This window comes from Pseudoclavibacter endophyticus, from assembly GCF_008831085.1.
Lineage (GTDB): Bacteria > Actinomycetota > Actinomycetes > Actinomycetales > Microbacteriaceae > Pseudoclavibacter > Pseudoclavibacter endophyticus.
Genome location: NZ_WBJY01000001.1, coordinates 705234 through 726198, shown reverse-complemented (window position 1 = coordinate 726198; position 20965 = coordinate 705234). Strand labels below are relative to the sequence as shown.

The 20965-nt window shown below is 71.7% G+C and carries 15 protein-coding genes, 1 tRNA gene and 1 pseudogene; 1 reads left to right on the top strand and 16 read right to left on the bottom strand.

Going from position 1 to position 20965, the window contains the following annotated elements; genetic code table 11:
* Nucleotides 1–67: 67 nt before the first annotated feature.
* The 7 genes from F8O04_RS03095 to F8O04_RS03060 all read right to left on the bottom strand — a co-directional run bounded on the left by F8O04_RS03095 (nucleotide 68) and on the right by F8O04_RS03060 (nucleotide 11981).
* Entirely contained in the window at nucleotides 68–3649 is a 3582-nt protein-coding gene (locus F8O04_RS03095; RefSeq protein WP_158027866.1) for an Ig-like domain-containing protein, read from the bottom strand.
* A gap of 81 nt (nucleotides 3650–3730) precedes the next feature.
* Nucleotides 3731–4552 (bottom strand): FHA domain-containing protein, encoded by an 822-nt coding sequence (locus F8O04_RS03090; protein ID WP_373285876.1) that lies wholly within the window; start codon nucleotides 4550–4552, stop codon nucleotides 3731–3733.
* 127 nt (nucleotides 4553–4679) lie between these two features.
* On the bottom strand, nucleotides 4680–6575 hold the full coding sequence (locus tag F8O04_RS14735; protein ID WP_188726301.1) for a serine/threonine protein kinase: 1896 nt from the start codon (nucleotides 6573–6575) through the stop codon (nucleotides 4680–4682).
* Between the two features lie 2 nt (nucleotides 6576–6577).
* A complete protein-coding gene (locus F8O04_RS14970; RefSeq protein WP_225734838.1) occupies nucleotides 6578–9547 on the bottom strand; it encodes an FHA domain-containing protein in 2970 nt (989 codons plus the stop codon).
* Nucleotides 9544–10422: a PP2C family protein-serine/threonine phosphatase gene (locus F8O04_RS03070; RefSeq protein WP_158027865.1), complete on the bottom strand. Its 879-nt coding sequence runs from the start codon at nucleotides 10420–10422 to the stop codon at nucleotides 9544–9546. The genes F8O04_RS14970 and F8O04_RS03070 overlap by 4 nt, the downstream gene beginning before the upstream one ends.
* A 108-nt stretch (nucleotides 10423–10530) precedes the next feature.
* Nucleotides 10531–11673 carry a serine hydrolase domain-containing protein gene (locus F8O04_RS03065; protein WP_158027864.1) on the bottom strand — a complete coding sequence of 381 codons (1143 nt, stop codon included), beginning with the start codon at nucleotides 11671–11673 and terminating at the stop codon, nucleotides 10531–10533.
* Nucleotides 11674–11905: 232 nt separating this feature from the next.
* Nucleotides 11906–11981: transfer RNA gene (locus tag F8O04_RS03060), tRNA-Glu, on the bottom strand.
* Nucleotides 11982–12232: 251 nt separating this feature from the next.
* Between F8O04_RS03060 and F8O04_RS14965 the strand changes: the two genes are divergently transcribed.
* Nucleotides 12233–13078: a metal-dependent transcriptional regulator gene (locus F8O04_RS14965; RefSeq protein ID WP_158027863.1), complete on the top strand. Its 846-nt coding sequence runs from the start codon at nucleotides 12233–12235 to the stop codon at nucleotides 13076–13078.
* A gap of 32 nt (nucleotides 13079–13110) precedes the next feature.
* On the opposite strand, the pseudogene F8O04_RS03050 reads toward F8O04_RS14965, so the two are convergent.
* The 9 genes and pseudogenes from F8O04_RS03050 to F8O04_RS03010 all read right to left on the bottom strand — a co-directional run.
* Nucleotides 13111–13866: pseudogene (locus tag F8O04_RS03050) on the bottom strand (metal ABC transporter permease); the annotation flags it as partial.
* The gene (locus F8O04_RS03045) at nucleotides 13863–14816 is read right to left on the bottom strand and encodes a metal ABC transporter permease (RefSeq protein ID WP_158027861.1); all 954 of its coding nucleotides are present in this window, start codon (nucleotides 14814–14816) and stop codon (nucleotides 13863–13865) included. The gene F8O04_RS03045 and the pseudogene F8O04_RS03050, both read right to left, overlap by 4 nt.
* 28 nt (nucleotides 14817–14844) lie before the next feature.
* On the bottom strand, nucleotides 14845–15684 hold the full coding sequence (locus F8O04_RS03040) for a metal ABC transporter ATP-binding protein (RefSeq protein WP_158027860.1): 840 nt from the start codon (nucleotides 15682–15684) through the stop codon (nucleotides 14845–14847).
* Nucleotides 15681–16679 carry a metal ABC transporter solute-binding protein, Zn/Mn family gene (locus F8O04_RS03035; protein ID WP_158027859.1) on the bottom strand — a complete coding sequence of 333 codons (999 nt, stop codon included), beginning with the start codon at nucleotides 16677–16679 and terminating at the stop codon, nucleotides 15681–15683. Before F8O04_RS03035 ends, F8O04_RS03040 begins: the two co-directional genes overlap by 4 nt.
* Before the next feature lie 183 nt (nucleotides 16680–16862).
* Nucleotides 16863–17828: a DNA topoisomerase IB gene (locus F8O04_RS03030; RefSeq protein WP_158027858.1), complete on the bottom strand. Its 966-nt coding sequence runs from the start codon at nucleotides 17826–17828 to the stop codon at nucleotides 16863–16865.
* Between the two features lie 28 nt (nucleotides 17829–17856).
* Nucleotides 17857–18774 carry an ABC transporter substrate-binding protein gene (locus tag F8O04_RS03025; protein ID WP_158027857.1) on the bottom strand — a complete coding sequence of 306 codons (918 nt, stop codon included), beginning with the start codon at nucleotides 18772–18774 and terminating at the stop codon, nucleotides 17857–17859.
* The gene (locus F8O04_RS03020) at nucleotides 18771–19505 is read right to left on the bottom strand and encodes an ABC transporter permease (RefSeq protein ID WP_158027856.1); all 735 of its coding nucleotides are present in this window, start codon (nucleotides 19503–19505) and stop codon (nucleotides 18771–18773) included. The genes F8O04_RS03025 and F8O04_RS03020 overlap by 4 nt, the downstream gene beginning before the upstream one ends.
* On the bottom strand, nucleotides 19502–20137 hold the full coding sequence (locus tag F8O04_RS03015) for an ABC transporter permease (RefSeq protein WP_158027855.1): 636 nt from the start codon (nucleotides 20135–20137) through the stop codon (nucleotides 19502–19504). Before F8O04_RS03015 ends, F8O04_RS03020 begins: the two co-directional genes overlap by 4 nt.
* Nucleotides 20134–20943 (bottom strand): ABC transporter ATP-binding protein, encoded by an 810-nt coding sequence (locus F8O04_RS03010; RefSeq protein WP_158027854.1) that lies wholly within the window; start codon nucleotides 20941–20943, stop codon nucleotides 20134–20136. Before F8O04_RS03010 ends, F8O04_RS03015 begins: the two co-directional genes overlap by 4 nt.
* Between the last annotated feature and the right edge of the window lie 22 nt (nucleotides 20944–20965).

Below are 20965 nucleotides of genomic sequence, written 5' to 3'. Positions count from 1 at the left end.
GCGCGCACACCGTCCCATATTGTCTCGATTCAGTGACGGCGCGGTAAACGATCAGTCACGGCGGCAGTCAGATCCGCGGGAGGGGGGACACGACGATGAATCCGACGGTGGATGCGCCCGTCGCCGGACTTGTGACGCGGTACGGGATCACGAGTCGTTCGTCCCCCGCCTGCACGCGGACGACGCCGCCGTCGATCGTCGCCGGCGCGTCGGAGTCGACGAGCTCGACCATGAGGTCCGCGACCGCGCCGGCCGGGTTCTCGGCGCCGTCGCGGACGGCGACGTCGACGACCGTCGTCCCCCTGAGCGCATCCGGACCGATGACGTGATTCGCGGCGCTCGGAGCAGGGAGCGACGCGTCGTCGCGCACCGAGACGTGCACGCTGGCGGTCGACGTCGCGCCGGCGGCGTTCGTCACCGTGTAGCCGACGGAGAAGTCGGCGACGCCCTCCGGCGGAGCGATCACGAGTGCGTCGCCGTCGACGGTGACGGACGCCCCGACGTCGTTCTCCGGCACATCGGAAGCGAGTGAGAGCTCGAGCCCGGCCGGGTCGCTGTCGTTGTCGAGCACGGGCACCGAGAACGCCATGCCGGGCGGCACCGTGACGACGTCGTCGACGGCCACCGGCGCCGACGACGCCGCCGGGGCCGGCACGACGCCGATTCGTATCGGCAGCATCGACGACGCCCCGAACGCGTCGCTGACGGTGATCGGCAGCGTCTCGGTGCCGTGCGCGTCAGCATGGGGCACGAAGGTGAATCCCGTCGCGTCGACCTCGACGATCACCCCGAGATCGCTCGATTCCGGGATGCCGGTGACCGTGACGAAGTCGCCGTCTGGATCGGCGCCGGCAAGCGGCACGTCGATCCGCACCGGCGTTCCCTGCGACGCGCGCACGTCGGCGCCAACGGGCTCGGGCGGCCGGTTCGAGGCCGCGTCGACCTCGGTGACGGTCACCGTGATCTCGTCGGTCGCGCTGCCGCCGAGCGGATCGATGACGCGGTAGCCGAGCGTGTAGGTGCCCGGTTCGGTCGGCGCCTGGAGTCGCACGACGTCGCCGTCGACGTGGGCGATGCCATCGCCGAACGTCATCTCCCCGTCGGCCGTCTCGTCACCTGTTGCCGTGCCGTCGTCCGACGACGCGGTCGTGCCGGTCAGATCGTCGTCGAGTCGCAGGTCAAGTCGATCAGGATGCGTGTCATTGGCGAGGGGCGCCACCACCGCGATGTCCCCAGCTCGCACCGTGACGGCGTCAGGCTCCGTCACGGGAGGGCGCGGCTGCTCGATTGCCGAGCCCGGCGTCACGACGATCGTGCCGACATCGGTCGCTTGGCCGTCGGACAGCACGTACGACAGCTCAATCGGCCCGGAGAGCGCACGGGTCGGCGTGACGCGCAGGATCGCATGGTCGATGAGCTCAACCTGCAGACCGGCCGCCCGGGCCTCGACCGTGTCGTCGAGGCCGATGACGGCCAGCACCCGCGAGGGGTCGCCGCTGTCATTGTTCAGCAGGTCGACCGTGCCCGGCTGCATGCCCTGCAGGTGCACGGCGTCGGGCACGGCGATCGGCGCGAGCGTCCCGAGGGTGCTCGCGTCGGCGATATCCACCCGGAGGATGCCCTTGGCGGTGCGCTCCCCCACCTGCACGGTGTAGACGACCGAGTAGACGCCCGCGAGGGGCGCGTCGAGGGTGACGGTGCCGCGCTCCTCATCGAACGAGATACCGGGGCGCCCCTGCGTCTCGACGGCGTCGACGAGCACGGGCGGATCGCCCCCGACCCCGACGTCGTTGGCCGTCACCTCGACCGTCACCGGGGCATCCGTCGTCCCGGTCGCGAAGTTGGCGGCGGTGTCGGGATTCAGGGTGCCGGGCGCCGCGATCTCGAGCTCGAGCACCCCCGACGACTGGTCGGCGCCGTCCGATGCGACGAGGTTCACCGTGGAGTGGCCGGGCTCGGCTCCCGCGGCCACCGTGACCTCGCCGTCGGGGGTGAAGCGCACGTCGAGGTCGTCGTCTCCGCTCGCCGCCACGAGGTGCACGGGGTCGCCCTCGGCGTCGACCCAGCCCTCGAGCACGTCGAGACTGCCGGTCTTCCCCTGCTCGAGTCGCAGGCGTGCCGGCGCGAGTTGCTGCGGCGCCGAGTTCGAGCCGTCGTCGACGATGCGGATGCGCACGATCGCGTCGGCGGTGCCGCCGGAACGTCCGTCGCTCACGTGATAGGCGAAGGCGAGAGACCCGCTCACCCCCTCGTCGGCCGTGAAGCGGAGCGCGCGGCCATCGTCGATGAGGTCGACCTTGCCGGCGGCCGTCCCTACGGGCGCGCCGACCGGCTCGACACCGGTGATGCGCAGCACATCGCCGTCCGGGTCGGTGTCATTGGCGAGCACGGGGATCACCACGGTCGACCCGGGCCGGACACCCGCGAGATCGTCCTCGAGCACGGGGGGCCGGTTGACGTCCGTGCGCCCGTCGAGGGTCTCGCTCAGCGGCACGTCGATCTCGGGTTCGGCGAGCTGGTCCTCGGGGCGCCGGTCCTCCGGCAGCACCTCGTCCCAGTTGTCGACCGCGCGCATGTCGTGCATCGGCAGGTACGTGACGCCCGTGCGCGTGTTGTTGAGGGCGAGCTCGCCGCCGCCGACACGGAATTCGAGCGTGCCACCCTCGAGCGGATCGACGATCTCGACCTCGAGGTCGGCCTGGCCGGGGCAGCCGCCGACGACGACCGCGAGCGCGCCCCAGGCGCCGAAATGGCAGCCATTGAAGACGACGGGCCGCGCCACGGCATCCGGGTCGTTCGAGGCGTCCTGGGCTCCGCCGCCCGCGCCGATCGAGTCGGGGCGGCCGTCGGCCTCGAACGGGATGAGGGAGAGCCCGGTCGGCGTCGCGAGCGCGACGACGTCGCCCGCCTCGGAGACCTCCTGCACGTGCAGGGCGCTTTCCGCGAGCGGCAGCACGCGCCCGTTGTCGAAGTACAGCTCCTGACGGTTCACGTCGAAGAGGACCACCTCGTCGCCGACCGCAGTGATCTCGAAGTCCGTGAGCTCGAGTCCGAGGGGCACGCGCTGCGGGAACGTCCGGGTTCCGGAGACGCGGTAGATCGACTGATCGCCGACGGCCGCGGCGACGACCTCGCCGCGCACCGTGACCACGAGCTGCGCGGAGGGGCCGAGTTCGAGCACCGGCTGCGACGTGCGGGGGTCGAAGTCGAGCGGCCCGCGCGTGCTCGCGACCCACACGCTGCCCGTCGCGCGCTCGAGCACGGCGAGCATCCCCGCCCTGATCTCGACGTCGCTGCCGCCCGGCACCGAGACCGTCTCGGTGGCGACGCCCGTCGCGGGGTCGAGGCGCGAAAGCGTGCCGAGCGCACCGTCGTGCACGAACACCTCGTCACCGTCCTGCAGCACCTCGAAGTCGTCGGTCGCAGCGCCGAACGAGCCGGTCAGCTCCTGGATCTGCGTGTCGAGACGGCCCGCGAGACGCTGGTCGTGATTGACGACCCACACGTCGCGGCCGCTCGTCACGACATCGGTTCCGGCGTAGCCGCGGTGCATGACCGCGGCAACGACGGGCACGGCGATCGCGACGGCGAGCACGACGCTGAGCACCCACTGCCACCAGCGCCACCGCCGCCCATCACGCTTCGCCACGAGTCCCCCTCCGAACGCGGCGGTCAGTCTAAGGCGCGCGCGTGACGCCCGTGCGACTCGGCCCGTCCGCCCCCGGGCCGGTCAGGCGCCGCCGCGCGACGGGGCGCGATCGGCCGCCGGGGCCGCCGGGGCCGCCGCCCGCTGCTTCGTCCGCTCGGCATCGACATCGTCGAGCAACACGAGATCATCCGCCGAGACGAGCCTCGTCGAGATCGCGTACTCGACGAGGCGGGCGCGCCGGTTGGTGGCGAGCTTGCCGCGGCCCCCGCGCAGGCCCGTGACGCCCATCTTGTCGAGCTTCTCGCACACGTTGTCGAGCTTGCGGTTGAACGTGGTCATGCTCCAGCCGAGGCGCTCGGCGGCGTCGTTCGACGCGGGAATCTCGCCGCGGCCGGGCACGGCCTGCCGAAGCACGTCCTCGCACAGCGCCACGATCAGCTGCCGCTGGCTGGTCGTCAGATGCACTGCGTCGCGCGTCGTGTTGCCGTCGGGGCTCGTGTTGACGTGCGAGGTATTGAAGTAGTCGGTCTTGGCGTGGATCGTGAAGTCGTAGGTCGTCGACCCGGCGCTGAACATCACGTTGAGGTTCTGGAAGACGATCGGCAGCTTCGCGCCCGGTGCGAGCCACGACTGGACCTGCCCCGACTCGTCGGTCACGGTGGCGGACAGCACCGAACCGACGTTCATGAGCCACCACATGCCGAACTCGAACCGCAGCAGCAGGAACTTGCGGTGGAGGTAGGGGTTCTCGTCGATGATGAGATCGGCGTCGCGCCCGATCGTGAAGTCGTCGCCCGGCTCGATCTCGTAGAGCTCGCCGACGAACTCGACCTCGATGGGGGCGTCCGCGACGCCGGCGCCCTCGGCGCCCACAGTGCCCGCTTCGCCGTCGACCTCGTCCATTGCATCCACCGTGCCAGGTGCGGCATCCACGGCCGGCGGGGCGTCGACGACAGGCTCGAACGCGAGCGGTGCGGCCTCTTCGTTCATGCTCGGGGGTCCTTCGAGGTCGGGGGCGGCTCGGCCGGCGCTACTGCGGCCAGCAGGTCTGAAGTTTCTCGGGGCTGACGAGGCCGGCCCGGCGCGTCTCGACCTCGATGCACACGTTCGCCTCGTACGGGTAGGGCCCGATGGTCGCCTCGGGTTCCGTGGTCGTCTGTCCCGGCTGGTCGCTCCCGCTGATGCGCCAGAAGAACACGTCGCCGTCTTGCGGGTCCGGGTTCGTCCACGAGAACGTGATCATGCCGTTGTCCGATCGCACGACGTTGCCGCCCTGCGGTTTCGCCGGGTAGTCGCCCGGCAGGACCGGCTGTGCCGCCGATCCGCCGTCTCCTCCCGCCTCAGCGTCGCCGCGGGGAAACAGCACCCACCCGACGATCGAGAGGGCGACGAGGAGGAGGACCACCACGCCGGCGAGGATGCCGATGAGCAGGTTGTGGTTCTTCGGCTTCTTGGCCTCCGCATACGGGTCGTGCTGCTCGCCCCGCGCGCGGTCGCGCTTGGGCGCGGGGCTCTGTGCCACACCGTCGGCCGCGCGCTGGACGGGAACGTCGCCCGTGTCATCCGGCACCTCGATCCGGTCGCTGCGCTGCCGCTCGAAAACGGGCGCGAACGCCGAGCGCTGCTCACCGCCGAGCGGGGGCAGGCTCGGCTCCTCGAAGTCGGTCATCACCCGCGAGGCCATCGTGGCGCCACCCGTCGTGCCAACGGCCGCGGCGCGGTCGCCGGCCCCGACCCCGGCCGCTTTCCGCCCTCCCGGGTCGATCGGCTGCGGCCCCCGGCCACGCGAGGCGGTCTCGTCGCCGTGCTGGGCGGCGACGCGCTGGATTCCCCGGGTCTCGGTGCGCTCGGCGGAACCGGCGCGCGCGCCGGCGTGCACGGTCGCCGGGAACGCGCCGGCGTCCCTCGCCGAGACGCGCTGCGGCACCGCGGGCCCCTGGGCGTCGATGATCGGCACGCTGCGGAGGTTCGTCGACTCCTCGTCGGCGTCGCCTGCTGGTCGGACCGGGGCTTCGACGTTGAGATTGGGCACCACGATGTTCGTGGCCGAGTAGCCGAGCTCCAGCTCGACGCGCTGCAGCGCGCGGGCGAACTCGACGGCGGTCGCGTAGCGGTGCTCGGGGCGGCGCGACATCGCCTTGTGCAGCACGCTCACGAGGGCGCGTGGCGCGTCGCGGCGTGACACGGGCGTGACATCGCCGCGCTCGATGCGACGGATGAGGTCGATCGTGCCGTTCTTTCCGCCTGGAACCTCGAACGGGGTGTGCCCCGCCACGAGCGTGTAGACCGTGGCACCGAGCGAGAACACCTCGCTGCGCACGTCCGGCTGCGGGTTGTCGTCGAACATCTCGGGCGATGACCACGGCACCGACATGCCGGCGCCGGCGCCCGAGGTCATCCCCTCGGCCGCATCCGCGAGCTCGTCGCTGACCGCCGACGAGATGCCGAAGTCGGTGAGCGCGGGCGCGCCGTAGGCGTTCGTGAGCACGTTCGCGGGCTTGATGTCGCGGTGCAGCACACCGGCCGCGTGGGCGGTGGCGACGGCGCTCGCGATGTTGACGCCCGTGCGCAGCACCTCGTCGATGGGGATGCGCTCGGTTCGGTAGCGCGAGGAAAGGCTGCGCCCCGGCGCGTACTCCATCACGAAGAAGGGGCGGCCATCGCTCGCGACGTCGGCGTGGAAGATCGTGAGGATGTAGGGGTGCGAGCTCATCTGCGCCATCACGTTGGCCTCGCCGATGAAGGCCTTTCGTGAGCTCTCACCCAGGGCATCGCCGCCGAGGAGCACCTTGACGGCGACGTGGCGCCGCGGCAGATGCTGCTCGTAGAGGTAGACGTCGGAGAAGCCGCCGGAGCCCAGGTGGCGCTCGAAGGTGAAGCCGGGCAATTCCGGGGGCTCGGCGGGGGGACGCCTGGCATTCGCCACTGCTACCTCCTCACGGTGAACGCGATTCCGCTGCCGAGATCGATCACGGTCCCCGGTACCACGGCCGTCGGCTCGCCGGGCCGCAACCGTTGACGAGGCCGCCCCGGCATGACCACTTCGGTGCCATTGCGCGAGTGCAGGTCCGTCACGACCGTGACGCCGCCCGACAGCTCGATGCGGACGTGATTGCGCGATATGTCTTTGACGCCGTCGATGGTAACCAGTTGAGGTGACGTGTCGCCCGCCCGTTCGGCGGTCGCGCTCGGCGCCCGTCCGATCACGACGGGGCCGATCGCTGCGACCTCGCCGCTCGAGCCGAAATCGACCACGAAGGAGTCCTCAGCCGGCGGCGCGGCGAACGGCGGTGCGGCTGCGGCGGACGGGGACGCGGCGGCCGGCGGCTGGGGCGACGGCGCGGATGCCGCCTGGTGGTGGCGACCCGCGTTCTCCGCCCGCAACTGTTGCGCCGCGCCGCCGAACAGCGTGTCGCCGCCGTGGTCCCCCGGGTGCGCGTCCGGCACGTTCGCGACCGACGCGGGACGGAGGCCGGTTCGCGGTCCCTCATTCGGCTGGACCGTCTGCGCCTGCCGACGCAACTCGTGGGCCTGGCCCCCGATGACGGTGGAATCGATGTCGGGCTGGGCCGGCGCAGAGGGCGATCCGACCCGCGGCGAGTCCGGGGGCGTGTGCACGATGGCGGCGTCGTGGAGCGGCGGCCGGGCCGCCGCCTCGACCGCATTCACCGGCGCACCGGCCGCTGCTGCGGCGTCGCCCGCGTCATCCGGCTCATCACCGCGCGCCGCCTCGCGCGCCTCGGCGAGTTCGGCCAGCACCTCGTTGATCTGCTCGGTGCCACCGAAGAGGAAGTCGTAGCTGACGAGCTCGTCCTCGCCCTCCTCGTCTGCCGCCTCGGAGCCGGTCTCGGCTGTGGCAGGCCGATACTGGAACACGGACGGGGCCGCGCCCTCGCCGGCAGCGTGCAGTGTCGGCGCGTGTCCGCCATTCGGCGGAAGCACGGACACTGCCGCGTGGTCGACGGCCTGCGAGGGGGAAACGTACTGACCCGGTGCCGCCACGCCGGTGTGCGGCTGCGCCAGGGGCGGCTGCAGCGTGGGCGGCTGCTGCGCCGCGTAGCCGGGATACGAGTGATTCGCGGGAGCGCGCACGACGGGCTGCGCGTACGGCTGCGGCGGTGCCTGTTGGGATGGCGCCGCATACGGCGGGGCGACTGGCGGCGCGGGAGCCGGTGCCTCCTGGGCCGCGGCGGTCGCCCGGGCCGCGTTCGGCGCGGCGTCGCCCGCCGGGTCGGGCGCGCCGCCGGGCGCAGCGAAAGGGCGGGCGACGCTCTGCTCCGGGTGCCCGGCAGCCTGCGCAGGATGCATGCCGGCCGCGGGAGGCGAGGCCGACGTCGCCGGCGCCTGGGTGGCGTCTGTCTTGGCTCGGCGCGCCGCCCGGCGAGCCGAGAAGCGGGACCGCCGCGTCGGAGCGGCGCCCGCCGCTGGACCCCCGGGCGCCGACGCTTCGGGCGCGGCCGCTTCGGGCGTTGCCGCGTCCGGCGCCGACGCTTCGAGCGCCGACGGTGACGGGGTCGTCGTTTCCGGGCGCGCAGGTTCCCGGGGGGCGGCTGCCGGCGAGGGCGAGTGGGCCGCCGCGGGCGGCGGGGCGGTCGCGGCCCTGTCCGCCGAGGGGACATCCGCCGACGGGACATCCGGCGTGGCAGTCTCGCCCGCGGCGGCGGCCGCGAACGCCTCGGCGCGCGCCGCCTCCCGTGCTCGCCGCTCCGCCCGACGACGCTCGCGTTCGGCGCGCGCGTCGTCGTCGAGCGGTTCTTCCCTGGGCAACGGCCCGCCCGACCCGATCGGTCCGCCGCGATCGCGAAGCAGCGTCGCGAACCGTTCAGAGGTCGCGCTGTCGGTTGCGGCGAGCTTCTCGGCGGCCTCTTTTGCCCGGGCGGCGCTCTCGGCCTCGCGCTGCTTTCGCAGTTCCTCCTGCCGGTGCTTCGCCTCGGCCAGCGCCTTCTCGTGAGCGGCACGCCGCTCCGCGGCCGCTTTCTCGCGCTCCTGCAGCGCCTTCTCCATGCGCTGCAGTGCCGGCGATTTCAGCCCCGGCGGACGACCGGAGTAGGTCTTGTCGGGATCGATGCCCGCCGCAAGCGCGGCTTCACGGGCCTGCTCCTCCGCGGCCTTCCGCTTGGCCTCCGCATCGCTGTCGTCGCTCCCCCTCGGGTCGTCGTCCGCGGCTCCGTCCCCCGCGGAGTCCTCCTGGGAAGCCGTCTCGTCCGCACCCGCGTCGTCCGCATCCGCGTCCGCATCGTCAGCATCCCCGTCGTCGGCACGGTCTCTAACGCCGGGCTTGTCGTCGGCACCTTCGTCAATAACCCCCACGTCCGTCTCGGCGGAGTCGGGTTCGGCCTCGTCGCGCGTGCCGCCGTCGTCACCGTTCACCCGCGTGTCGGTCTCGGCGGCCGCCCCCGCGTCGGCGGCCACGGCGACCGACGCCACGTCGTCTCGATGTCCAGCATCCGGCCCCTGCGCGCCGCGACCGGAGACGGCGGCGCGCAGCGGCTCGACCACCACGTCGCCTCCGGCCACCACGAGCGCGATGCTGAGCTCGCCCGCGAGTGCTCCCTCGCGGACGACGACGGCATCGGCGCCGTCGATACGGCCGTGGGCATCCGTCGCATTTCCATCGCCCCCGAGCACGGACAACGGGCCCCGCACGACGACCCGGGCCTCGCCCCGATCGTCTTCGGACGTGCCGACTGCGGCGAACCGCGGAAGCTGCGGCAGCGGCGCCACCCCGAGAAGGGCCTCCAGGATCAACTCGAACGAGGCATCCGCAGCGACGCGGTCGACGGCCCGCTCGGCCGCCGCGGCCGCGATGCTCCCGTCGTCCTCGACGATGAGCTCGGCGCCGCCAATGGTCCACACCAGCCACGTGCCGTCACCGAGCGAACGCCGCCTCGCCGTCACGACGCGTCCTTGGACTCCTCGGCCGGCAGGTGCACCCGGTCGCCGGCGCGAGCGACCGCCTCGGAATCGTCATTGGCGAGCTCCGACTCAACGACGACGACCGTGATGTTGTCGCGGCCCCCGCGTTCGACGGCGTTCTGCACCAGATGCTCGGCGAGCGACAGGCCGGGCTCGGGGTCTGCCCCGTACGCCAGGATCAGCTCGGCGATCTGCGCGTCGTCGAGTTCCTTCGTGAGCCCGTCGGAGCAGACGAGGAACACCTGGTGACCCCGCGTCGGCATCAGCCAAATGTCGGCCTCAACCTGGGCCTCCGAGCCGACCGCGCGCGTGATGACGTTGCGATCAGGATGCACGAGGGCCTCTTCTGCGGTGATCAGGCCCATCGAGACCATCTCCTGCACCGCCGAGTGGTCGACCGTGATCTGCACGAGCGAACGACCGTTCCACCCGTACACCCGCGAATCGCCGATGTTGAAGATCATCCAGTGCAGCCCCTGCGGGCCCATCTCGTCGGCTTCGACGAGCGCGACCCCGGCGAGGGTGGTGCCTGCGACGGCGCCAGGACCATCGGCCGCCGACACGAGGTTCTGCACGCCCGCGTTCGAGCGGTCGATGACCTCGAGCACGACGTGCGGTGTCGTCGGCTCGAAGGTGCCGGCCTCGTAGGTCTCATTGAACTCGGCCGCGACCGTCTGGCTCGCGCGGTCGCCGTAGCTGTGCCCGCCCATGCCGTCGGCGACGAGGAACACTGGCGCATTCGCGAAGTAGCTGTCCTCGTTGACCTGCCTGATCGACCCGACATCGCTCGCGGCCGAGATGTGCACCGTGACCTGCTCATGCTCGCGCGCGAATGATGTCGAGAACTCAGCACTCACGAATGACTCTCCCGCACGGATATCGGCCAACTCGTGGCACTTTACGGCATCCGCGTGGCGCGGGAACCGACACGCGCCCTGGCGGGTTGCCGGGTCGCCCGTCGACGCTCACGCCACGTGGTCGGCGATGGCTCTGAACAGGCTCGTGACGTCAATGTCCATGTTGACGCTCGGGTCGGGCGACGAGCCGAACAGCCGGGTGGCCGAGTTCATGACGATCGTCGTCTGCGTACCCGGGTCGACGTACACGTACTGGTTGTAAACGCCGATTGCCGAGAAGTCACCGCGACCACCCGGATGAACCCACCACTGGTAGCCGTAGCCGACCGGCAACCTCGTCCCACCGACCGTGACCTCGCCCGGCTGCGTGTGCGGCTCGTTCGCGCGCGTACTCGCCCGCACCCAGTCCGCGGAGACCACCCGCGTGCCGTCGAACACGCCACCGTTGCGGTACAGCTCGCCGATTCGTGCGTAGTCGCGGGCGACCAGGTTGAGTCCCGCGAAGCCGGCGTCGACGCCCTCCGCGTCGATGATCCAAGCGCCCGGGCTCGTGAACCCGAGCGGCTCGCACACCTTTGCCTGCAGGTAATCGGCAAGGGTCTGTCCTGTCGCGGCACGGACGAGCGCGGCGAGCGCCTGCGTGTCGCACGAGTTGTAGCGGCACAGGGTGTCGGCGGGCAGGTCGCGCGGGAGCGTCGCGACGAGCCGGTCGAGCCCCCCGGGGGTGCCCGCGACCGCCTGTGCCGTGCGAAGGGGGTCGGCCTCGGGGTCGCTGTAGTCCTCGTTCCAGCGGGCGCCCGACGACATCTGCAGCACGCTTTGGATTGCCACGCCGTCGTACGCCGTTCCCGGCTCGACGGCGATGTACTCGCTGATGGCATCGTCGATCGAGGCGATGTGCCCCGCCTCGACGGCGATGCCGACGAGCAGCGAGACGAAGCTCTTGGCGACCGACATGGAGAGCCACGGCACGTCCGGTCCCGACGTGGGCCCGTACCACTCGTGCCGGATCTCGCCGTTCTTGAGCACAAGCAGGCCTGCAACATCCGCATCGACGAGGTACCGGCGGGTCGAACGCTGCTCACCGAGGAAGTCGTAGGTCTCGGGCAGATCCGTCGGCTCACCGACAGGCCACTCGAGGGGCGCGGACGACGGGGCCATCGTCCTCGTCGGCATGAGTTCGACGATTCGACCGAAGTTCTCGAGCTGCGGTGCTCCCGTAAAGAGGTGGAGGTCTGTGAACGTGCCCATAGCCAGGGAACCTACCGCTTCCGTGAACCACGGCCCGGGACTGAGCGCTGGGCTTCACGCGGCGCACAGCACTCGGCACGGGTTGTCAATCCGGCCGATTCCCCGGGGCGGACAGCACGGGGCTCAACGATCCCCGCAGACGCGACGCGCGGCACCGCGGGACCCCCGGTCGGGGCATCGCTCAGAAAATGAAGAACGGCCCGGGAAGCGTGGGCTTTCCGAGCCGTTTCGTTGGTGACCCCAGCGGGATTTGAACCCGCGCTACCGCCGTGAGAGGGCGGCGTCCTAGGCCGCTAAACGATGGGGCCGATCAGCAACCCGTAGATATAACCACAGCTCACCCCTCGATGCAAAATCGCACCGCTGCGACGCACCGGCCCGATGGACCAGGCCACACGCCACACCGCTCACAGGCATGCCCGTCAGTCTCGTCCCTCGAAAAGCCCACGCCCCGCCCGGGACCCACTCCCGCGCACGAACGCTCCCCTGCCCACCGCGCCCCACCTCGGCGCCACCTCGGCGCCACCTCGGCGCTGTCGTACCCAAGTACCCTGGCGGCATGTCGGTTTCGGAGCTCTCGGCGAGCAGCCAGAACTACCTGAAGTCGGTCTGGAGCCTGCAGGAGTGGTCCGACGAGCCCGTGACGCCCTCGCGGCTCGCGGCGAAGGTCGGCGTCAAGATGCCCACCGCGTCGGATGCGGTCCGCAAACTCACGGAACAGGGCTTGCTGGAGCATGCGCCGTACGGTGCGGTGACCCTGACGCCGACGGGACGAACGCACGCCGTTGCAATGATTCGGCGGCACCGGCTGATCGAGACCTTCCTCGTGCAGGTGCTCGGTTACCGGTGGGACCAGGTCCACGACGAGGCCGAGACCCTTGAGCACGCCGTGTCGGACTTCATGGTCGACCGCATCGACGCGCTGCTCGAGCACCCCGACCGCGACCCTCACGGCGACCCCATCCCGGCGGCGGACGGCGCCGTCGTGCGGCCCGATGCGGCTCGTCTCACCGACCTGGCGCCGGGCACGACCGCCGTCGTCGAGCGCATCGCCGACGACGACGCGGGCCTGCTGCAGTTCTTCACCGAGCGCGGAATCGGGGTCGGCTCATCGATCTCGGTGCGAGCCGGAGCCCCCTATTCCGGGGCCATCGACGTGCTCGTCGGCGAGGACGATGCGCCGGTGGCGCTCGGCGACGGCGCGACCGATGCCGTCTGGGTCCGGCCGGCGCCGGGGCTGACGATCGCGTCGCCGGAGGCCGATGGCGCGGCCCCCGCGCCCGCCGCCGCGGAGCCACCGGGCACCGAGCCCGCCGGGCCCGCCGGGCCCGGATCCACGGGCACGGCTCGCCGCCGGCGTCCGAGTCGCGACAGCCCGAGCGCGGCCGCGAAGACGAGGCCGTAGAACACGGCCATGCCCGCGCTCGTCGCGGCGTCGAGCCAGTAGGCGATCCAGAACCCGGCGACCGCGCCAGCGGATGCGACCAGCGCCGTGATGCCGATCGTCACGGGAAGCCTCGTGCTCAGCAGGTGCGCCGTCGCGGCGGGCACGATCACGAGGGCGACCACGAGGATCGCTCCGGCGGCGTTGAATGCGGCCGTGACGGTGACGGCGACGAGGAACATGAGCGTGGCGTTGACGGCCCCGGGGCGCATCCCGAGCGTGGCCGCGTAGTCGGGGTCGAACGTCGAGACTTTGAGGCGCGGATACAGCAGGGCGAGCACGGCCACGTTCACGCCGAGCACCGCGAGCATGAGCAGGAGGTACGCGGGACCGACGGCGGCGCCGCCGACCGTGAACTGCTCGAAGGCCGCGAGGTTGAGGTCGCCGACCAGAACGGTGTGCGTATCGAGGTGCACGTTGGCGAAGTTCATCGAGACGAGGATGACGCCGATGCTGAACAGGGCGGGGAAGATCAGCCCCTGGGGCGCGTCGCCAGTGAGGAGGCCCGTCTGCGAGAGCCACTCGCTGCCGAGCACGACCACGAGCCCCGCGATGGCGGCCCCGATGATGAGCCAGGGCGACTCGAAGTCGCGCGTGAAGAAGTAGCCGACGACGATGCCGGGCAGCACCGCGTGCCCGATCGCGTCGACGAGCATCGAATTGCGGCGGAGCACGACGAAGGCGCCCGGGAGCGCACAGGCGAGCGCCGTGACGATGGCGAGCAGCGTGGTGCCGAGGACGAAGCTCACGATGCCCCTCCCCGAGACGCGCCGGCGGCGGGCGCCCTGGCGACCTCGCGCAGGGAACGTCGGGCGTTGGCCCGCGCGAGCGCGTGCGTGATGATGCTGCGGCGGGGCGAGCACACGAGCGAGATGACGAGGATCGCGAACAGCGCAAGGACGATGAGCGGCCCCGTCGGCACGTTGCCGAGTGAGATCGAGAGGTATGCACCGACGCCGCTCCCGATCGCGCCGAAGGCGGCGGAGAGGGCGACGGTCGAGGGCAGCGTGCGCGTCCACTGCCGGGCGGCGGCCGGCGGCGTCACGACGAATGCGACCATCAGGACGAGGCCCACCGCCTTCAGCCCGATGACGGTAGCGATAACGATCGTCGTGAACATGAGGGTGTCGACGACGCGGCCGCCGACGCCGAGCACGGCCGCGTGGTCGGGGTCGAAGGTGCGGAGCGCGAACTCCTTCCAGCACGCGACCATGATCGCGATCGCGACGGCGCCCACCGTGACGCTCGTGACGAGGTCGGCGACCGTGATGACCGAGGCGTTGCCGAAGAGGGAGTCCTGAATGCCGCCCTTGCCCGGGAACGCGCCGTTCGCGATGACGCGCAGCAGGAGCATCCCGGCACCGAAGAAGATCGTGAGCACGACCGCCATGGCCGTGTCGATGCGGATCTTCGACGTCCGCGCGATGCCGTTCGCCGCGAGTGCCGCGAGCGTGCCCGTGACGGCCGCGCCGACGACGAGGCCCAGCATGCTGCGGCCGTCGGCGCCGAGGATCGCGACGCCCGCCAGAAACGCCACGAGCATGCCGGGAAGCGCGGCGTGCGACACGACGTCGCTGATGAGCGACTGCTTGCGCAGGTAGGCGAACGACCCGAGCGCCCCCGCGACCAGGCCGATCACGGCGGTGCCGAAGAACACCATGCGAAAGGTGTGGTCGGCGAAGAACTCGACCGGGTTCATCGCCCGCACCCGCCCGTGCGCGCGGACATCACGACAGCGCCGCCAGAAATCCGTCGGCCCCCTCGCCGACGTCGTACGCTTCGCGGATCGCGTCGAGCGTGAAGGCCTCGTCGACGGGGCCGGATGCGACGACGCGGCCGGCCAGGAGCGTCACGTGGTCGCAGTACTTGCGAACCGTCACCAGGTCGTGGTGAACGATGATGACGGTCGCGTCGTCGGCCCGCAGCCCGTGCAGCACGTCGACGATCGCCTGCTGGCTGCGCGCGTCGACGCCCTGGAACGGCTCGTCCATGATGTAGAGGTCGGGGGCCTGCGCCAGGGCTCGCGCGAGGAACACGCGCTGGCGCTGTCCACCCGAGAGCTCGCCGATCTGCCGATTCGCGAAGGCGGCCATGCCCGTCTGCTCGAGCGCCTCGTGCGCGCGCTGTCGTTCGGCGCGGCCCGCGCGGCGAAACCAGCCGAGTCGCCCGTACGTGCCCATCGTGACGACGTCGAGGGCGGTCGTCGGGAAATCCCAGTCGACGCTCGTTGACTGGGGCACGTAGCCGACGCGCTGACGGACGCGCGCGAGCGGCCGGCCGAAGAACTCGACGCGCCCGGCCAGCGGGGCGACGAGGCCGAGCGCCGCCTTGATGAGGGTCGACTTGCCGGCACCGTTCGGGCCGACCACGCCCATGACGACGCCCGTCGGCACGTCGAGGTCGACGCGACGGAGCACGGGTGCGTCGCGGTATGCGACCGTGAGGTCGCGGATGCTGCAGGCGGGCGGGCCTTCGGCGTCCGGTCGCCCGGGCGGTGTCGCGGGCGACGTCGCGGGTGACGTCGCCTCCGGCGACCGGGGCGGTTGCGGCGGTGGCGGCTGGCTCATGCGGGTTCCTCTCCGAGCGCGTCGGCGATTGCGGCGGCGTTGTGCGCGAGCACGCCGAGGTAGGTATCGACGCCCGGCTCGGCGCCGAGCGAGTCGGCGTACAGCTCTGCGTCGGCGACCGCGACCTGCCACCCCCGGGCCTGCACGGCTTCCTGCAGGCTCGTGATGGCCTGCGGATTCGCCTGGTTGTCCATGAAGATCACCGGCACCTGGTGCTCTGCGATGAGGCCGGCCAGGCCGCTGAGCTCCTGCGGGCTCAATGCCGCGTCGCTCGACACGAAGTCGGTCGCGTACACGTCGAGGTCGTAGGTCGCGCCGAAGTAGTTGAAGGCATCATGACCGGTGATCAGGATGCGCGGCTCGGGAACCGTCGCGAGCATCCGCTCGGCGTTTTCTGCGGCGCTCGCGATCTCGGCGACGTAGGCATCGGCGTTGGCGGCGTATGTTGCGGCGTCGGAGGGATCGAGCGCGCTGAGCTTGTCGGCGATGAGCCCGACGACGAGCGACCAGGCCGTCGGGCTATTCCAGACGTGGGGATCGTGCAGCGCGTTGCCATCGGCGTCGGTGTCGGGCCAGTCGAGCAGGACGCCGTCCGGCAGCCGGTCGCCCACGGCCAGCTGGCGGTCGCCGAGACTCGTGAGCTGGTCGACCATCTGCGCCTCGAGGTGCAGGCCGTTCCAAAAGACGACGTCGGCGTCGAGGATCGCCTCGATGTCGCGCGTCGACGGCTGGTGGGTGTGGGGATCGCCGCCCGGCCCGACCATGGTGGTGACGGTGGCCCCTGGCGCGATGTTGGCGATGGCGTCGGCGAGGTAGCCGGTCGTCGCGTAGACGTCGAGGCCGGCCCCGGCGCCGCCCGTGTCGGCCGCCGCGGTGCCGGGGGCGGCGTCCGCCCCGTCGGCAGCGCCCGCGCCGGCGGGGTTCGCGTGCGAACAGCCGGCGAGTGCGACCGCGAGCGCGACGAGGCACGCGATCGCAGGGCCGAGCCGGGTCATCCTCGATCCGACCGCGGGCCCTCCGCCATGAGCCCACCGGTGCCGCTTCACTGCCGAAGCACCCCCGAATTTCAAAGTTCGTCGTGCCTAACTTTTTTTAGCGTACCCCTTCCGGCCTCATCCCGCAGGCGAGGCGGTGCAGCATCCACTCCGACGCAACGGTGCCCTCGGCCGCGCCCGCCGTCACGACAGCAGCCGGCGCAGCGCCGTCTCGTCGCTCACCCCGTCTTCGACCACGCGCCCCCGGCGGAACCGCGCAAACACGCGCGGATCGATGTACGCGTCGCGCGCGACCGCCGGGGTGTTGCCGAGCGCGCCGGCGGCCGCTCGGACGGCGTCGCGCTCGGCGGCCGCGAGTTTGCGCCGGGAGGGCCGACGCCCGTCGAAGCCGCGCTTCGCATCGGCGAGCGCTCTCGCCGCGACGGTGGTGCCCCGCAGCGTGCGGAAGTCCTTGGCCGAGAATTCGCTTCCCGCGGTCTCGGTGATGTAGGCGTTGACGTCGCGCGGCCGCAACGGCACCCGACGGCGGCCTCGCCGGAATGCGAAGAGCCGGCGACGAGGCTCGCCGCGCGCGAGCTCGCCGATGACCTCGGCGAGCGCCGCGTCGTCGATGACCAGGCGCTGCCACTTCCCGCCCTTGCCGGGAAACGACAGCGTCACGCGGTCGCCCTCGACGGTCGCGTCGCCGCGCAGCAGCGTCGTGACCCCCCTGCCCGCGAGCGCGCGCGTCGAGCCCACCCGCGGCGCTGCACGATCGAGCAGACGGAAGGCGGCCGCGAGCACCCGCTCCCGGCCGATCCCGTCACCGCTCAGGGCCGCGGTGACCTTCGCGCGCGCCGCCGGAAGCGCCTCGGCCAGTCGCAGCGCGCGCGCGTACTTGCCGCGGCCCCGCCGCTCCGCCCAGGCCGGGTGGTACAGGTATTGCCGCCGCCCCATCTCGTCGGTGCCGACGGCCTGGATGTGGCCGCGCGGGTTGGCGCAGATCCACACGTCTCGCCAGGCCGGCGGGATCACGAGTGCCTCGATGCGCGCCCGCTCGCGCGGCGAGACGCGCGCGCCGCTCGGGCGCAGGTAGCTGAACCCGCTCCCCCGACGCACGCGCGTGCACCCCGGGTCGCGATCCGGGTTGACGCGCTTCAGCCTCGCCATGCTTCGCCCTCCGACCGTGGTGCCACTGTCAGGCCCCGTGCTCCGCGAGCCAATCGGTCGCGATCGTCGCTGCCGGCAGCTCCTCGTTCACGCTGCGGGCGTTGAGGGCGATGAGCTCGTCGGCCGTGAGCTGCGCGCTGAGGGCGTTGATCACTTCGGCCGCTTCATCGTCGACGCGTTCGCTCGCGAGCGGCACGATGTGCGATGCGAGAAACAGGCCCTCGGGATCCTCCAGCACGACGAGATCGTTCTCGGCGATCGACGGGTCGGAGGTATACACGATCGCGAGCTGGATGTCGCCATCCTCGAGCGCCTTCACGGTGAGCGGGCCGCCCCCGTCCTCGATCGGCGCGAAGCCGGCCTCGACCCCGTAGGCGGAGGCGAGCCCCTGCGGCCCGTTCGGCCGGCTCTCCGCCTCGCTGTTGGCGCCGAGCGTGAGGGGAACCGTCACGTTCGCGAGGTCGGCGATCGTGGTCAGGTTCCACTCCTCCGCGAACGCTCGCGTCACGGCGTACGCGTCTTGATCGGTCGCCGGGGCCTGGTCGAGCGGCCGCAGCCCCTCGGGCATGGCCCCGACGAGCGAGTGATAGACGTCATCCGGGAGCCGCGCCTCGGTGTCGGGCTCCCAGTACTGCAGCACGGGTCCCGAGTACTCGGGGAACAGGTCGATCGACCCGGCCTCGATCTCGGGCAGGTAGACCTCGCGCTGCCCGATGCGGAAGTCGCGCTGCACCTCGTAGCCGACTGCCTCGAGCGCCTGGGCGTAGATCTCGGCGACGATCTCGTTCGAGTAGTAGTCCTGCGAGCCGATGACGATGGCGCCACCGTCGTCGCCGTCGTCAGCGCCCTCACCGCCGGCGAGCGGGTCGGCGGAGGCGCAGCCGGCAAGCGCGAGCGCCGCGACGGCGATGCCAGCGATGGGAACGAGGGGGCTCCGGAGTTTCATGTCAGGGTCCTTTCGATGGCGGGACGATCGGCGATGGCGCCGATCCGGTCGTGACGACGGAATGCCGCTGCCGGGTTCGCGACGCGCGTGACGGCGAGGCGCTGCGCGAGCGCGAGGATGAGTTCGAGCGCGAGCGCGATCACGATGACAACGATCGCACCGCCGAGCATCCGGCCGTAGTCGGCGAGTTTGAGGCCGGCGAAGATGTACCGGCCGACACCGAGGTCCGAGATGTACGCGGCGAGGGTCGCCGTGGCGACCACCTGCAGGGTCGCGGCCCGCAGGCCGCCGATGATGACGGGAAGGGCGAGGGGCAGCTCGACGCGTGCGACAACCTGCAGCGGCGTCATGCCGATGGCGCTGGCCGCTGCGGGAATGTCGGGAGCGATCGCGTGCATCCCGGCGTACGTGCCCGCCAGCAGCGACGGGATCGCGAGCACGACGAGCGCGATCAGGGGCGCCCCGAGGCCGATGCCGAGCCACAGCCCGAACAGCGTCAGCAGGCCGAGCGTTGGGATCGCGCGGGCCGCGCCGGTGACGGCCGCGACCGCCGCGGCGCCACGGCGCGCGTGACCCACGAACGCGCCGAGGGGCCACGCGACGGCTCCCGCGAGCGCGATCGTGGCGAGCACGATCAGCAGGTGTTCGCCGACGCGGGCGGGAATACCCGATGCCCCGCTCCAGTTTGCGGGGTCCACCAGCCAGGCGAGGGCGTCGAGGAGGATGCTCATCGCGCCACCGCCCAGGGCGTCATCAGCCGGCCGGCGAGCAGCAACAGGCCGTCGAGGACGAGGGCAAGCACGACCACCGACACGACGCCCGTCACGACCTCGCCCGCGATGCCCCGCTGGAACCCGTCGGTGAGCATCGACCCGAGGCCGGGGACGCCGATCAGCGCGCCGATCGTGACGAGCCCGATCGTCGAGACCATCATGACCCGGATGCCGGAGAGCAGCACGGGGACCGCGAGCGGCAGGTCGACCCGCCAGAAGACCGTGCGGGGCGACTCGCCGGTGGCGAGGGCGGCGTCGCGGACGCGGGCGTCGACGGCGCCGAAGGCGTCGGCCGCCGTGCGGACGAGCAGCGCGACCCCGTAAGCGGTCAGGGCGATGATCAGCGTCGCGTTCGACCGCAGCGGCGTGCCGAAGACGACGGGCACGAGGATGAGCAGCGGCAGCGCCGGAATCGCGAACAGCAGGGTCGCGGCGCTCAGGATCGGGCCGCCGACCTTGGGCAGGCGGTAGGCGAGCCGCCCGATCGGCACGGCGATGACGACGCTGAGCAGCACGGCCGCGGCCGTGATGAACAGGTGTGCACCCGCGAGCTCGACCACCCACGGCCAGTTGAGCGTGAACCAGGTCATGGCTCAACGACCCCGACGGGCGCGCCGGCGCCGTCGACCGCGATGGTGCGCCCGTCGATCTCGCGGAGCGAGAGCCTGCGGTCGGCGCGGCCTGCCCCGATGAAGTCGCGTGTGAATTCGTCGGCTGGGTGCGCGAGCAGTTCGGCCGGCACCCCGCGCTGGGCGATGCGCGCGCCCTCGCGCAGCACGATGACCTCGTCGCCGATCCGAAACGCCTCGTCGACGTCGTGCGTGACGAAGACGATGGTCTTGCCAAGCTCGCCCTGCAGCCGCAGCAGCTCGTGCTGGAGCTCGAGCCGAACGATGGGGTCGACCGCTCCGAACGGCTCGTCCATGAGCAGAATGTTCGGGTCAGCGGCGAGCGCTCGCGCGACGCCGACGCGCTGCTGCTGGCCACCGGACAGCTGCACCGGATAGCGATTGCCGAATGACGCGTCGAGGCCGACCCGTTCGAGCAGCTCGAGCGCGGCGGCCCGGGCCGCGCGCTTCGGCCGGCCGTTGAGGATCGGCACGGTGGCCACGTTGTCGACGACCGTGCGGTGCGGCATCAGGCCGCCGTGCTGCAGGACGTATCCGATCGAGCGCCGCAGCTTCACGGCATCCATGCGCTGCACGTCGTCGCCGTCGATGAGCACGCGACCGCTCGTCGGCGAGGTCATGCGGTTGACCATGCGCAGCAGCGTGGTCTTGCCGCAGCCCGACGATCCGACGAGCACGACCGCGCGGTGCGACGGGATCACTGCGGAGAAGTCGTCGACGGCGAGCACGCCGCCGAAGTTCTTGGAAACGCGCTCGAACTCGATCACGCGACCACTTTATGCACGACCC